The sequence below is a fragment of the Kribbella sp. VKM Ac-2571 genome (assembly GCF_004362255.1).
Lineage (GTDB): Bacteria > Actinomycetota > Actinomycetes > Propionibacteriales > Kribbellaceae > Kribbella > Kribbella pratensis.
In genome coordinates this window covers 451,702-463,848 of record NZ_SNWS01000001.1, presented here as the reverse complement: position 1 = coordinate 463,848, position 12,147 = coordinate 451,702, and the positions used below count along the sequence as shown (strand labels likewise).

Here is a 12,147-nt window from a genome sequence, read left to right as displayed (position 1 = left end):
CCTCCCCCTCGGCGATACGCTCATGACCAGGGGCGGCAACGGGGATTCTACGGGAGGGTGGGCCATGTTTGTACTGCGTGGAACCGTGATGACGATGCGATCGGGCGGGGAAGTTCTGTCCGGCGGCGCGGTGTACGTCGGTGACGACGGCTTGATTGCGGCGGTCACGCCGGTAGATCCGGTCCCGGCGGGATTCGACAACGCGCCGCGAATCGCCGCGGGCGGGTTGATCTGCCCGGGTCTGATCGATTTGCACAACCATTTGATGTACAACAGCCTGCCCTTGTGGACGGAGCCTTCGCGCACGGTTCCGTGGACCTCGCACAATCAGTGGGGCCGCGCGCCGACGTACAGCAGCCAGATCAGCCAGCCGGCCCGCCTGCTCGGCGCCACCGCGGGGCGAGCGCTGCTCCGGTACGTCGAGACGCGGGCGATCGTCGGCGGTACGACGTCGATCCAGGGCAACCCGCGCGGCGCCGTACCGCCGGACAACGACCTGATCCGCAACATCGACTCGGAGAAACTCGGGACGCACGACGATTTCATCCGGGTCAGCACCCTCGTCGCCGACAACGCGGCAGCGCTCGCGCCGTACGCCGCCGCTGTGCAGGCCGGGCGTGGATTCATCGCGCATTCGGCGGAGGGGTCGGATCCGAAGCTGCGCTCCGAGTTCCGGCTGCTGGCCGACGTCGGTGTGGTGAAACCGCAGTTGGTCGCGATTCACGGTGGCGCCTTGAATGCCGATGATTTCGCGGCACTGAAGGCGGGGAATTCCACTCTGGTCTGGTCACCGTTCTCGAACTTCTGGTTGTACGGGGCAACGGCCGATGTGAAAGCCGCCCACGCGGCCGGAGTGCGGTTGTGCCTCGGGTCCGACTGGGCGCCGTCGGGGACGCGGAATGTCCTGTGGGAGTTGAAGGTTGCCGATCTGTGGAACAAGACGCAATCGGTCTTCACCGACGAAGAACTGGTCCGGATGGTGACCTCGAATCCCGGTGAGGCGTTGTCGGGCGTCTGGCCGCGTCCGATCGGCCGGCTCGAGCGCGGCGCACTCGCGGACCTGGTCGTCGTACGGCGTTCTGCGGCAGGTACGTACCGCAGTGTGATCGAGGCGACCGAGGCCGATATCCGGCTGGTCGTCGTCGGTGGTCGAGCCCGCTACGGACTCCCGTCGCTCATGACGCCGCTCGCACCGGCGGCGACGCCGATCAAGGTCGGCCGGCTGTCGCGTGCGATCGACTACGGCGACCCGGCGGTCACCTGGAAGACCGTGGTCGCGGACCTGGAGAAGATCCGCAGTGATCCGGCTGGGGCGTCCGCTCGCGCAGCTGCCACCTTCGCGGGTCTTGTCGGGGACGGTGTTGCCGGGAACGGTTTCGCCGACTCGTTCGTGTTGTTGCCGGACATGCCCGCCCCCGAGGTCGAGGACGAGATCCTCCGCGGCGGACCTGCCACCCCCTCCCCCGACCCTGTCACCATCCCGCCGCTTGAGCCCTTGACCACCGGCACCGCCTGGTTCGACACGGTCGACGCGAACCCGTTCCACAACGGCCTCCTCAGCGGCCTCCGGGCGTACGCCTGAGATATATCACTTGAACTTTATATACGTTTGTTGTAATACTTCTCGGCATGGACGTGTTCGAGGCGATCGCGGAGCCGAGCCGGCGGGAAGTACTCGATCTGCTCGCGGAGCGGGAGCGACCGGCCGGTGAGCTGGTCGAACATCTGCACCGACTGACGCAGCCGGCGGTGTCGCGGCACTTGCGGATCCTGCGCGAGGTCGGGCTGGTCGACGTACGGCCGGAAGGCCAGAAGCGGATCTACGTGCTGCGCGCCGACCGGCTGATCGAGATCGAGAACTGGATCAGCCGGTACCGCAAGTACTGGCCGCTGCACCTCGACGCCCTCGAGCAGCATCTGGCCGACAACCCCGAGGAGCACCCGCATGACTGACCGCTTGACCGGCCCTGACCGCTTGGCCTCTGACCGCTTGGCCCCCTTGGGTGAGCTCGCCATCGACGGCGATCGCGCCACCATGACCTTCCGGCGACATCTTCCGTACCCGGTCGAGCGGGTGTGGGCCGCGCTCACCGACCCCCTCGAACGCAAGGCCTGGTTCGGCGAGACCGTGATCGACGGGCGCACCGGCGGCAGCATCGAGATGATCCCGACCGATCCCCCGGCGGCGCCGGACGCCAAGCGGCTGACCGGCCGGATCCTCGTCTGGGACCCGCCGCACGTCCTCGAGCACGAGTGGCGCCAGCGCATCGTCGAGGACAGCGTCGTGCGGTACGAACTCCGCCCGGACGGCGACGGGACCTTGCTCACCTTCACCCACACCGGCCTGTCCGAGCAGAACGCCCGCGGCTTCATCCCCGGCACGCACGCCTTCTTCGACCGGCTCGAGGCGTGGCTCAATGACGCCGAGATCCCCGATTGGTCGGACCGGTACGCCGCGCTGGCGCCGTCGTACCCCGCCTGGATCTGACTCGATGTAGTTATCCACATACTCGAAGTCACCGGTCCCGCACGGGTCGAATCGCGGCACTCTCTTTGGCAAGGAGATTGGCGGCGAAGGGTCCGGAATGGGAGATCTCGACTGTGAACCGGCGGACATCACCGCGCTGGTGGCGTACCTGCGTGACATCGGGCAGCACGAACTACTGACCTTGGAGGAGGTGAACGAGCACTCGTACTGGATCGAGGCCGGCCTGCTGGCCGCGGAGCGCCTGGCCGGCGATCCGGGGCGGCACGATCCGCGCGACCTGCAGAAGGTGGTCGCGCTCGGGCGGCACTCGTGGCAGCGGATGATCGAGGGCAACCTGCGCCTGGTGGTGTCCCTCGCCCGGCGATACGGCGGGAAGGGCATCTCGCTGCTCGACCTGATCCAGGAGGGCAACATCGGGCTGATGCGGGCGGTCGAGCGGTTCGACCACCGGCTTGGCCACCGGTTCTCGACGTACGCGATCTGGTGGATCCGGCAGTCGATCGGGCGGGCGATCTCGGACCGGTCGCGCCTGGTCCGGATGCCGGCCCAGGCGTACGCCGACGCGTCCCGGGTGGCGTCGGCACGCCACGACCTGACCCAGGAGCTGGGGCGCGAGCCCAGTACGCCGGAACTCGCGCGGGCGACCGGGCTGAGCATCGCGCGGATCGAGCGGGCGCAGGCGTGGCGGATGCAACCCGAGACGCTCGACGTCGACGACACCGACCCGGTGATCGACGACGACCCGATCGTCCTGAGGGCCGCGCTGCGCCGGGACCTCGCCCATCACCTCCAGTTTCTCGACGACCTGCACCAGTCCGTGCTCCACCGCCGGTACGGGCTGCACGGCCATATCCCATCCACTGCTGAGGAGATCGCCACGCAACTGGGACTGAACACGGCAAAGGTCCGCGCCCTGGAACGAGAAGCCCTGCGCCAACTCCGCCGCCGAGCCCTCCCCCAACTCCGCGACTACGTCGCCTGATCGCCTTCTTGGGGCGGCTGGGATGATGTGGGTGTGAGACTTCTGCGTAATCCCTGGCCGCGCGAGCTGGGCGAGGCCGTGTCGGCCGCCGCCCGTAAGTCGACGGGGAGCAAGGAGGACGTCCTGGCCGCCGTCGAGCTGACGAACGGCCGCTGGATCGCCGGCACCCGCGCCGCCGTCTACCTCCCGTCGGACGCCGCCGACGCCGACCGCCGGGTCGGCTGGGAGAAGATCGAGCGCGCCAACTGGGACTCCGAGGCATCGGTCCTGCACGTCTACGAGACCACCGACTTCGGCACCCCGCTGCGCGCCACGGAGCTCAAGGTCGAGGACCCGGGCCGCTTCGGTCAGCTCCTCCGCGAGCGCGTCGACGCGAGCATCGTCGTACAGCGTCACGTCCCGCTGTCCGGCAAGCGCGGCGTACGCATTGTCGGCCGCCGCAACCCGGCCGCCACCGACGCGCCCGTCACCTGGAACTTCGTTCTGGACAAGGGATTGGAGCCCACCCAGCCCGGCGTAGTGGACGCAGCCGAGGCTGCCCTCCGGCAGGTCCGCGACGAGTTCGGAATCTGACCCGGCAGCGGCCCGAATCCCGTTTTTGTAGTTCGCCGCCCGCCTGCTAACCTACTCAGGTCCTCGGGGATCGAGGGCTCGAGCACCACCACGATCCCGCGTAGCTCAATTGGCAGAGCAGCCGGCTGTTAACCGGCAGGTTACTGGTTCGAGTCCAGTCGCGGGAGCAACACACCAGCCGGGCCTCCCCAGGAGCCCGGCTTCTGCATTTCCCGGACTTCAACCACGGGCCAGGTAGGTTCGGGGAATGCATCGCTGGGGGTAGGTGTGGTTGATCGGCGGGCTCGTCCTCCCCCGCCAACCCGGCCCGCATCAGGCACCCCGATCACCGTCAACGGCTACCCGGATCCGCCTACATAAAGGGGAATCGGCGCTCGCCGCCATCTCCTGGTCGAGCACCGTAGAAGTTGCCGAGGACAAGGCCTCCGGCACCTATCTCACCGTCGCGCGCTTTTGATTCGCCACGAATATATTTCGGCGTACCTATTGGCCTAGACCGTAAACTGGGCTAGCTTCCTTCCAGTATCCCGAGGGGGCCTCGGGGATGGAGGGGAAGGAACCCTGTGAACATCAAGAAGGTTTTCAACACCAAAGGTGGCCGACTGCTGGTGGCCGCCGTACTGGGGGCCGGCGTGCTGGTCGGTGTCACGGTCGCGGCGAACGGCGCCGTACGACCGGACTGCAAAACCCTGTCGTACCCGCTCTGCCCGCGCTCGGTCGCGGCGTCGCAGGTCGTCGACAACAGCATCCCGGCCAGCAAGCTCGTGCCGGGCGATCGCGCAGCATTCCTCAAGAACACGGACATGTACGGCAAGGCCGGCGTCTCAGCCGACTTCAAGGCCGTGACGATCGACAAGATCGGCGGGTCGTTCAAGACCAACAAGACCAAGGTGGGCGAGTTCAAGCTCGAGCCCGGCACTTGGCTGCTGAACTCGACCGCGTTCTTCGCCCGCACCACCGCCGGCGCAGCAGGCACCCGGCCGCAGCTCGCCCTCCGCGTCGGCGCCTCTGACACAGCGTTCGGCGAGGACTACGGCACCATCCTCGGCGCCGAGATCTCCCCCGCAAAGGACCGTGAACTGACCGGCTCGACGGTCAAGGTCGTGAAGGTCGACAAGGCGACCACGGTCGAGGTCTTCGCCTTCGGCTACAACGACGACGCCGGCTCCGCCGGAAGCGGCGAGATCGCAGCCTCCGCATCCGTCGTAGCGGTCCTGGTCGGCTGACCGACCACTAGCTCGACCACAAGGTCGGCCACCAGATCGGCAAGGACCAGCCACCGGCTCGTCAAGGAGACCCTGACCGCATCGCGCGGTCAGGGTCTCTTCATGCTTCAGGAGGACGTGTCTACTTCCCCTTCTTCCGGTCGATCGCTCGCTGGATACGCTGCTGAGGCTGACCGGTTATCTTCGCGAGCAACGGCACGCGGTACTTGTACGCCGCGATCGCGCCCACCACGATCACCAAGAATATGAACCAGCCCATCGGTTTCCCTTCGTCCGGACCTGCCTCCATCATGCCCGGTCCGCGGTAACCACCCCCTCAGTCAAACCCCTGACCGACCCCTGGTTTCGCACCCCACCCCCACCCACCAGATACGATCTCCCGCACACGGGGCGGTAGCTCAGCTGGTTAGAGCAGGGGACTCATAATCCCTGGGCCGCGGGTTCGAGTCCCGCCCGCCCTACCGTGCATCTGTATGAGTCCGGGTCATCCTTGACAGGTTGGCTCGGGCTCTTGCTTTACGCGGCTCCGGTAGATGCTTGACGGTGGCTTCGGTTGTTTCTTGACACTCGACTCATGTTGCAGGAGTTGAGCGTGCAGGAGCAGAAGTACCAGGCGGTACTCGCGGTGCTGTCCGATGGACGGTCGGTGAGCGAGGTGGCCGAGCAGTGGGGCGTGTCGCGTCAGTCGATGCATGCCTGGCTGCGGCGCTATGAAGACGAGGGCCTGGCCGGGTTGGCGCCGCGGTCGCGGCGGCCGGCGTCGTGTCCGCATCAGCTCGGCGGGGTCGTCGAGGCCAGGATCTTGGAGCTGCGCCGGGTGCATCCTGGCTGGGGCCCGCGCCGGATCCTGTACGACTTGCAGCACGATCAGGCGCTCGCCGAGGAGTTGGTGCCGTCGCGGTCGGGGATCTACCGGGCGCTGGTCCGGGCCGGGATGATCGACCCGGCCGCCAGACGACGCCGTGACGAGCACTGGCGACGCTGGGAACGGGCTGAGCCGATGGAACTGTGGCAGATGGACGTCGTCGGTGGGTTCGAGCTGGCCGACGGGCGCCGCGCGAAGGCGCTGACCGGGATCGACGACCACTCCCGGTACTGCGTCTGCGCGTACCTGATGATCCGTGAGACCGCGCCCAGGGTCTGTGACGGGCTCGCGCTGGCGATGCGGACCTACGGCGTACCGGAGGAGATCCTGACCGACAACGGCAAGGTGTTCACCGGCCGGTTCAACCACCCGCCCGTGGAGGTGCTGTTCGACCGGATCTGCCGCGAGAACGGCATCATCCACCGGCTCACCGAACCCCGCTCGCCCACCACGACCGGCAAGGTCGAACGGTTCCACCGCACCCTGCGCGCGGAGTTCCGCACCGACCGGATCTTCCCCGACCTAGCCGCGGCGCAGGCCGAACTCGACGCCTGGGTGAGCGGCTATAACCAGCACCGACCCCACCAAGGCATCGCCATGATCCCACCCGCAGAACGCTTCCAGCGCCGCACCGACCCCGCCCGGCAACCCACCGCGGCGAGCTCGATCGAGGACCGCACCGGCGACGACTGGATCGCCCGCCGCGCAGGATCCAACGGCGTCATCTCCGTGTCCTGGCAACAGATCTGCCTCGGCAAGGCAGCCGCCGGCCACAACGTCGACGTCCACGTCACCAACCAGCTCCTCCACATCTGGGACGGCCGCCAACTCCTCAAAACCGTCCCCCGCAGCACCCAAGGAGACATCAGGAAGAAACACGCATCCATCCCCAGAAACCAGCACTAATCTCAAACCAACGTGTCAACCAACAACCGAAGCCACCACGTCAACGATCACCCGGAGCCAAACAGCCCTACCGTGCATCACCGCAGGTCACGGCCCCACTCGGCCGTGACCTGCGACCACCCGCAGGCCATACTCAGCTCGCGGTCGCGTCCGTCCCTGGCTGGCTCTGCCTACTTGGCTCGCGGTGGTCGACTGGGATCTACGCGGGCCTTGAACAGTCGTAGCTTGGTGACTGCGTCCGTGGCGTGTTCCTGGCTGATCGCACCGGCGGGGCGCTGCGACAGCCAGCCACGTAGGGCTGATCCTCTGAGGATCAGTACGCCGCCGACAACAGATCCTGCCTCGGGTAGGTGGCGTTGCCCGCGGCCCCAGACCACCACGATCGGCTGCGCTTCGGGGGCCTGGAGATGAATGGAGCGCAGGATCAGGTTCGCCCGGCGTGCTGCGGCGCGAGCGGTTGCAACGTCGCGCTCGAGGGCGGCGTCGGTGAGGTCCGTGGCGTGCCACTTGCTGTCGATGGCGTAGATGCCGGCTGGTGCAATGACGAGGTGGTCGACGTCGCCGCTCTGAATCTCGAGGTTGTCGATCGAGTTCCAGATGTGCCGCCTCCGTTTGGCTTGCCGTAGGACGTCGCGGGTGTTGTCTTCCCCATATGCGCCGGACAGCTCTCGGGTCGAGCCGGTGTAGACGAGGAAGAGGTGTCGCACGGCGGCGACGAAGAAGATCGCCACCGCGCCGTGCGCAACGCCGAGCAGGTAGCCGCGCAGGACCAACGTGACCGGGATCGTCGCGATCGCGCACAGGCCGGCAAAGGCCAGGATCGGCCACCAGTTGGTTCGTAAGAACCCGGTGAGCTGCACGCGGAGTCTGCGGCGCGCGTAGGACCGGCGCCGACGTAGACGCCGCGGCCTGCGCCAGGGCGTCGGCCTGTAAGGCTCCATCACCGGACTCGGATGCTGACGCGCTCGCGCCCACCCACCGTCGGCTGCTTCCCGGTGGCGCACATGCGGACAGTCTCCTCTCGTCCAAGCGCTTGTCGACCGGCTCACTTCCGCCACCGGTGGCGCTGTCGCAGAGACAGTGTGCTTCGGAAATGGCCGGTCTCGACAGCGGGTGATCGCCCGACAAATGTCATCCGTTCTGCCGACACCGGGTTCCCTGGAACGTGTATCGAGGTTGCCTTCGTCGCCCTCTTAGGGATGTCGGGGCGACAGCAGTCAGAGCCTTGACAGAGCGGTCAGAACGGGCCGGGATTCGAAATGCCGGAGACTGAAGTCGGCGGCGGCACCAGCGGCCGTCGGGCTGGTCCCTGGGCCGCAGGGCTCGAGTACCTGACCTCCGACGGTGTGCCGGAGGCCGCGCTCGCCGCTCGACTAGTAGCCAGCTTGGAAGACCGGTCACGCGCACGCTGACCGCCTGGCCGTGGGCCTGGATCAGTGCCCGCCGAGTGACCTCACTTGGCCTCGGATGCCCCCTCGTAATCGCTAATCGCTCATCGGGTGCGTACTTGCCGTCTGATCCGTAGAGGCAGGCAACTCTGATCGCGACGCTCCTGTCTGCGCTCGGAGGTCGTCGACCAGGTGTTCATCGTCGCTCGCCTGTTCAGGCCGTCGGGGTCAGGCTGGGGTCAGGTATTGCCTTCGGGGCCATGGCGTACGTCACCGACTCGTTGCCCTCGCCGAAGGACTCGACAGACCGGCTACGAACGCGTCGCACATCACGTCGGTTCAGCCTGCTCGCGCATCATCCATTCGTGCGGCACCGCCGCGAACCACATCACGTCGATGCGCTCGCCCTGCCACACGCTGTGTGCGCGCATCGTTCCCTCGTGCACGAACCCTGCTCGGCGGGCCACCGCAGCTGACGCTTCATTGTCCGCCTCGACCGTCAGGAAGGCGCGAGCTGCGCCGAGCTCGAACAACCACCGTGTGAGCAGAACCACCGCCCGAGTCGCATACCCGCGCCCTCGCGCGCTCGGCCCGATCCAGTAGCCGAACTGCGCTACGTCTCCCTTCGACCAGTCATCGACGCCGCAGCAGCCGACCAGGCCACCAGAGGCTGCCTCCGTGATCGCGAATGCAACACCAGACGGTGGTTCCCCCGCGCCGAACGCCCGCCAGCTCGCCGCGAACTCGTCGATGATCGCTTCAGCGTCCTCGATCGAGAGCGGCGGAGCCGGTCGTCCGAGTCGGTCGTGGGCCCCGTTGTAGCGTCGGATCGCCGGATCAGCGAATGCTTTCGCCATGAACCTGGCATCATCTCTCGACCAAGGTCGGAGAGTGACCACGCCAGCGACACGACCGGAATGTCGGCATCCGCTTCACGCACGTCCATCGGCTCCGTTGCGCCGGTTTGCCCCCTGCACGTGGACCGTCATGACCGGGATCTTAGGGCTCTCGCTGACCGGCAACGCTTGCCCACTCCTGCCCCGTCCCCCGGATAGCTGCAGACCTAGGCCAGCTCGGCGCATGTCAAGAGTCGGCTTGCCGATCCCGTAGGGACGCGGAGCGCTCTTGACGTCTGTCGTGGTGGCCGGACCGAGCGGCCAGGGGGACGGGCCAACCGGCGGTCAGACGCCAGCACTCGGACTGTGCCGGATGGGTCTGCGATCAGGGATGTGTCAGGTCCGTCTCCGCGCGGGGCGGGCGAGGTTCGGCCGGCAGGCCGCGTGGGCTCGCCCACCCCGCGCGGGGGGCGCGCCGAAGGCGCGCCCTTGATCCACAAGAGCCCGATACGGCAGCCGAGCACGGACGGCCTAGTCCAGCCCGAGCTGCGATCGCCTGACATGACTCGTGACATGAAATCGCGTCAAGCAGAGTGGATCAGTCAGCTAGAGGTGCTCGATCCCGAACCCCCGGAGCCTGAAGTTTGGCAGGTGGCAAGTGGCGTGGCTCTTATGATCCCTGGGCCGCGGGTTCGAGTCCGCCCGCCCTACAGGACATCACTGCGGGTCACGGGCATATCTGTCGTGACCTGCGCTATCGCAGTGCTTCCGTGTGGCTGGTTGCCGACGGAAGGTACTTGCTGCAGGAGCCGGCGCCGGGACCTTGGGTCCGGCGCCGGGCGGGTTTGTTAGTGGCCTCGGGCGACCTTTGTTGCGTCGATGATGCCGTCGCCGAAGAAGCCGTTGTTCGTTGGCGAGCCTTCGCAGGTCTGGGTGGAGGTCACGGTCAGGAAGGACCCGTCGGGTTGCCGGACCTGGCGGGTGTAGGTGAACATCGCGGGCGTCGGGCACGGCGTGTCGGTCGCCGTACCGCGCAGTGCCTGCTCTACGGCGGCCGGCGAAGCCTTCTTGCCACCGTTGACGCTGTCCGGAACGCCCAGTCGACTGACCGCCAGCGCAGCGACGCCGGCCGCGTGCGGTGATGCCATCGACGTGCCCTGCAGGTACTGGTAGTACCCGCAGATTTGCTTGTCGCAGCTCTCGACGACGCTAAGCGTGTTCGGCGTCCCGTCGGGATTGAGTTGACCGCGCTCCTCGGCGAGGTGCTTCGGGTACGCGGCGAGCACGGCCTTCGTGATGTCGCGCTTGTTGTCGGCGGTGTCGTACACGTCCCCGCCAGGTGCGGACAGATCGGCGTAGCCGTTGCCGAAGTCCGAGTAGTAGGCCTTGCGCTTGGAGATGCCGGTGCTGGTCACCGCGAGTACGTGGTTGCCCTCTGACGGCATCGACGTACACGAGGCCGGAATTGTCCGCTCGTACGGCGCTTCACCGGGCTCGTCGGCGAAGTCCGGGCTCGAGCTGTCGACGATCGTCTTGGTGTAGTCGCTCGCGCCGTTGCCCGCCGCCGCGACCAGCGTGACGCCATGGTCATAGGCGTAGTCGAGTGCCCGCTGCATCGCCGTCACGACAGTTCGCTGCTCGGCCTGGGCCTCCGGCGAATCAGCCGGATTGTCGGGGCAGTTGAACAGCCACGGATCGACGTAGAAGCTCATGTTCACGACGTCGATGCCGTGATCGCCCGCGTAGGTCAGGGCATCGACCGTCGGCTGCAGGAAGAAAAAGCCCGAATCCTGTCCGGCCCGCAGATTGACGATCGTTGCCTTGGGCGCTATTCCTGCGATCCCGAGCTTGTTGATCGGCGACGCGATTTCGGACGCGACGTGCGTACCGTGACCGTTGTCGTCCTCGTCGGCAGGGTCGACGCAGCTCGGGTGCTCGCACGGTCCGTCGACCGTCGCGCCGTTCGCGTCGACCGGGATGTCTGTCGTGAAGTTGCGGCTCAGCGCCTTGTCGAAGTTGTGGGCGATGTCGGGATGGGTGCCGTCGACGCCGGTGTCGATGATGCCGACCTGTACGCCGGTGCCCTGCTCGTAGCGCTGGGAGCCGTCGGCGGTGGCGCCGATTTGCTGCATGTCCCACTGCAGCCCGGCCAGCGGCTCTTGCTTCTTCGCCTCCGTAACGTTCCCACTGCCTGCACTTGCACCCTGAAGGTCGGCCTGTGCGGCGTCGAGCTTCAAGCTCGCCTTCCCGACGGCCGAGCCGTCGTCAGGTGCCCGGCCGATGACCGTGCTTCGCGCCACGCCCGCGATCGCCGACGAGGCGCCGACGGCAGCCTGGAAACCCCCGCTCTTGGTGGTGACGGTGGCGACTCCGATCGCCGCGTTCTCACTGAGCACCGTGCCGCCGGCGGCGGCGATCGCGGCATGCGCGGCTTCAGTGGAGCCGCCCTGGGCGTAGAGGACGACAAACTGCCGCTCTTGGCCGCTGGTGGCCGTGCCGGGACTGGCTGCGACCCACAGCAGCCCGGCGACGCTCCCTGCCACGACAGCTGCGCGCGTGACGTACTTGAACATTGGACCCCTCCCTCGGATATCCAACTACAGCGAGCGAACCTTGCTGACTGATCGTCGGAACTGCGCGAGCGCGACATACCCGGAGCCGGGGCACGGCCAGTTGAACTGGACCATCGAAAACCTGCTCACCATTCCCCTCGTCCCGGCCAACAGCCGGAACAACCCCCGACGCCATCACAGCGCCCCACACCCCCACCTGCCCTCATACCACCCAACAGACGGCCTCAAACCGCCCGCAGATGCTGCCTACAGCCGCAGATCGTGGCACATCGAGCGTGAGCTGCGAGCGCTCCAAGCCCGCCCGTGACTC

Annotated in this window: 11 protein-coding genes and 2 tRNA genes; 9 read left to right on the top strand and 4 right to left on the bottom strand. The window is 67.1% G+C overall.

Features of this window, described 5'->3' with window-relative positions:
- The first annotated feature begins 64 nt into the window (after positions 1–64).
- The 7 genes from EV651_RS02305 to EV651_RS02275 all read left to right on the top strand — a co-directional run bounded on the left by EV651_RS02305 (position 65) and on the right by EV651_RS02275 (position 5,269).
- The gene (locus tag EV651_RS02305) at positions 65–1,582 is read left to right on the top strand and encodes an amidohydrolase family protein (RefSeq protein WP_166658466.1); all 1,518 of its coding nucleotides are present in this window, start codon (positions 65–67) and stop codon (positions 1,580–1,582) included.
- Between the two features lie 47 nt (positions 1,583–1,629).
- Complete coding sequence (locus EV651_RS02300) at positions 1,630–1,953, top strand: helix-turn-helix transcriptional regulator (RefSeq protein ID WP_133781420.1); 324 nt, start codon at positions 1,630–1,632, stop codon at positions 1,951–1,953.
- Positions 1,946–2,488: an SRPBCC family protein gene (locus EV651_RS02295; RefSeq protein ID WP_133781418.1), complete on the top strand. Its 543-nt coding sequence runs from the start codon at positions 1,946–1,948 to the stop codon at positions 2,486–2,488. The genes EV651_RS02300 and EV651_RS02295 overlap by 8 nt, the downstream gene beginning before the upstream one ends.
- Before the next feature lie 97 nt (positions 2,489–2,585).
- Positions 2,586–3,470 (top strand): RNA polymerase sigma factor RpoD/SigA, encoded by an 885-nt coding sequence (locus tag EV651_RS02290; protein ID WP_133781416.1) that lies wholly within the window; start codon positions 2,586–2,588, stop codon positions 3,468–3,470.
- A 33-nt stretch (positions 3,471–3,503) separates the two neighbouring features.
- Positions 3,504–4,043, top strand: a complete 540-nt coding sequence (locus EV651_RS02285; RefSeq protein ID WP_133781414.1) for a hypothetical protein — start codon at positions 3,504–3,506, stop codon at positions 4,041–4,043.
- Positions 4,044–4,137: 94 nt separating this feature from the next.
- Positions 4,138–4,210 (top strand) — tRNA-Asn (locus tag EV651_RS02280).
- Between the two features lie 396 nt (positions 4,211–4,606).
- Positions 4,607–5,269, top strand: a complete 663-nt coding sequence (locus tag EV651_RS02275; RefSeq protein ID WP_133781412.1) for a hypothetical protein — start codon at positions 4,607–4,609, stop codon at positions 5,267–5,269.
- 121 nt (positions 5,270–5,390) lie between these two features.
- Here the strand turns inward: EV651_RS02275 and EV651_RS41155 are convergent, their stop codons facing one another.
- Positions 5,391–5,528, bottom strand: coding sequence for a hypothetical protein (locus tag EV651_RS41155; protein WP_166658465.1), 138 nt, complete (start codon positions 5,526–5,528; stop codon positions 5,391–5,393).
- A 128-nt stretch (positions 5,529–5,656) separates the two neighbouring features.
- Between EV651_RS41155 and EV651_RS02270 the strand changes: the two genes are divergently transcribed.
- Both EV651_RS02270 and EV651_RS02265 read left to right on the top strand, forming a co-directional pair.
- A tRNA-Ile gene (locus EV651_RS02270) sits at positions 5,657–5,730 on the top strand.
- Positions 5,731–5,846: 116 nt separating this feature from the next.
- Entirely contained in the window at positions 5,847–7,040 is a 1,194-nt protein-coding gene (locus tag EV651_RS02265) for an IS481 family transposase (RefSeq protein WP_133782082.1), read from the top strand.
- 170 nt (positions 7,041–7,210) lie between these two features.
- On the opposite strand, the gene EV651_RS02260 is transcribed toward EV651_RS02265, so the two are convergent.
- The 3 genes from EV651_RS02260 to EV651_RS02250 all read right to left on the bottom strand — a co-directional run bounded on the left by EV651_RS02260 (position 7,211) and on the right by EV651_RS02250 (position 11,837).
- Entirely contained in the window at positions 7,211–7,981 is a 771-nt protein-coding gene (locus EV651_RS02260; RefSeq protein WP_133781410.1) for a nuclease-related domain-containing protein, read from the bottom strand.
- A gap of 776 nt (positions 7,982–8,757) precedes the next feature.
- On the bottom strand, positions 8,758–9,327 hold the full coding sequence (locus tag EV651_RS02255; RefSeq protein WP_255512143.1) for a GNAT family N-acetyltransferase: 570 nt from the start codon (positions 9,325–9,327) through the stop codon (positions 8,758–8,760).
- A gap of 785 nt (positions 9,328–10,112) precedes the next feature.
- The gene (locus EV651_RS02250; RefSeq protein ID WP_133781406.1) at positions 10,113–11,837 is read right to left on the bottom strand and encodes a S8 family serine peptidase; all 1,725 of its coding nucleotides are present in this window, start codon (positions 11,835–11,837) and stop codon (positions 10,113–10,115) included.
- Positions 11,838–12,147: the final 310 nt, after the last annotated feature.